This window comes from bacterium endosymbiont of Bathymodiolus sp. 5 South (genome assembly GCF_900128535.1).
Classification (GTDB): domain Bacteria; phylum Pseudomonadota; class Gammaproteobacteria; order PS1; family Pseudothioglobaceae; genus Thiodubiliella.
The window spans coordinates 1-1893 of sequence record NZ_FQTR01000242.1; the positions used below are offsets into that span (position 1 = coordinate 1).

Below are 1893 nucleotides of genomic sequence, written 5' to 3' on the forward strand. Positions count from 1 at the left end.
AGCCGCACAGCTGACACCTTTAATATTTAATAATGAATTTTTCATTGCCAATCTAATTTTACCTCCAGTAGTCAAGAGTATTTTACTGTAAAAAAATATTATTTTAGACGAGACCTTTAAGGTAAGGGACATAAACATTAATTATGTTACAATATCCAAATGACGAGACTAGCAAGAATCGTTATACCAACTACCTCATCATCTTGTCCAAAGAGGCAAATCAAAATAAAAGGCTTTTTTAGTGTCAAGTTTAGATTGTGAATCGCCACCTGTATTAATGAAAGATAGTTAATGTTTGTATCCCCTTTATCTTTTCAAGAAATTATGAAGTATGATTAAATTCAAAGTAATTAACAATAAAGTTATTCTTTCGTATACAGCAGAGCAATTTGGTTCTAACTGGGTCTATCTTAAACTTGATGAATCTGGGTCAGTTTTGATTTCTAAAGCATTTCGCGTTACTAAAAATGAACTTATTTCACCTTCAAACGAAAGTAAAGATCACAATCCTGATGCTACAGTGGAATTTAATATTGCTGACAAGAAACAAGATTATTATTGCTTCAATAAAGATATATTATCTTTAAATCATGATCTTTATATACACAAAAATATTAATTTGGAGCATAGAATATTTGTAGCAGTGAGAGGTATATCTATATTTAAAAAAATTGATAACCATGTGAGTAACTCTATCTACATTGGTGGAGACAATGAAAACTCAATCCCAGAATCAATATTTATAGAATTATTAAAGAATTTTCCTAATACCCATGAACTAAATAAATATGCCTCGGCTAGAATAAGCAGTATTTTATCCTCATATCTAGATACAAAAGATGACTATGAAGAGAAATACCAGAAATATTTAAATAAAAAAGTCAGCAAGAAAGGAAGTAATATTCAATTCGAGTACTCCAAAATTGAAGTATTAAAATACAAAAGTATCTTGAAAAAATTAACGCTAATGCTTAGCGCTGAAGAGTCATATACTGAGTCTCAGTGGCAAGAAGAGTTGCTTCAAATAATATTACTTCTATACCCTAAATACATATATTTATTCAAAGAAGCACCAGTAAGAGATACTTACGGTAATAAAAATAGGAGCGTTGACTATTTATTAGTTGATTCAAGCGGCAATACTGACATTATAGAAATAAAGAAGCCGTTTAATAAATGCATAGTTACAAAAAGAACTTATCGCGATAACTACATCCCATTAAGAGAACTTTCTGGCACTGTAATGCAAATTGAAAAATATATTTTCTATTTGAATAAATGGGGTAAAAAAGGAGAGGAAAAACTGACTGCTCATTATAAAAATGAGTTGGCTGAGAATTTCAAAATTAAAATCACTAACCCAAGTGGCTTAATCATTATGGGTCGTACTGTAGGTTTATCTGAAGAGCAAATTCAAGACTTTGAAGTTATAAAGAGAAAATATAAAAATGTAATAGACATAATTACATATGACGATTTAATATCCCGATTGAAATTTACAATTAAGCAATGGGAAAAAACATATAACAAGGCACAGCAGTCTAACCCGTAAAGTTTTGCGTCTTTTGTAAAGCTTCGAATTTTCCCACTGAATAAGGAGTGCTAGATAACAAAGATAAGGGTACAAACATTAATTCATAAAAGAAATCGTTAATTCTAGCAATAAAAAAACAAAGTTATTTCAGAATCTGGACTAAAAAATGGGTGATATAGACAAATTACAAAGCTTTTTTTAGTGTCCAGTCAAATGAGGAAACTTCATTGTACCTCCCTTATGTCTTTCTTCATTTACAATGCCGACAAGTAGATTCGGTGATGATTGGAATACGATTGCCATTGGCTTTTTTACCGGTATACATCAACATTATTATTGAGGCTATCAAAATACTCAGC

1 protein-coding gene is annotated in these 1893 nt (G+C 30.3%); it reads left to right on the plus strand.

The window, feature by feature from the left end:
* The first annotated feature begins 331 nt into the window (after positions 1-331).
* Positions 332-1552: a Shedu immune nuclease family protein gene (locus tag BBROOKSOX_RS10450; RefSeq protein ID WP_139661709.1), complete on the plus strand. Its 1221-nt coding sequence runs from the start codon at positions 332-334 to the stop codon at positions 1550-1552.
* Positions 1553-1893: the final 341 nt, after the last annotated feature.

Coding starts and splice junctions, on each gene's coding strand:
- BBROOKSOX_RS10450 (WP_139661709.1), top strand. CDS start 332: ATGATTAAATTCAAAGTAATTAACAATAAAGTTATTCTTTCGTATACA.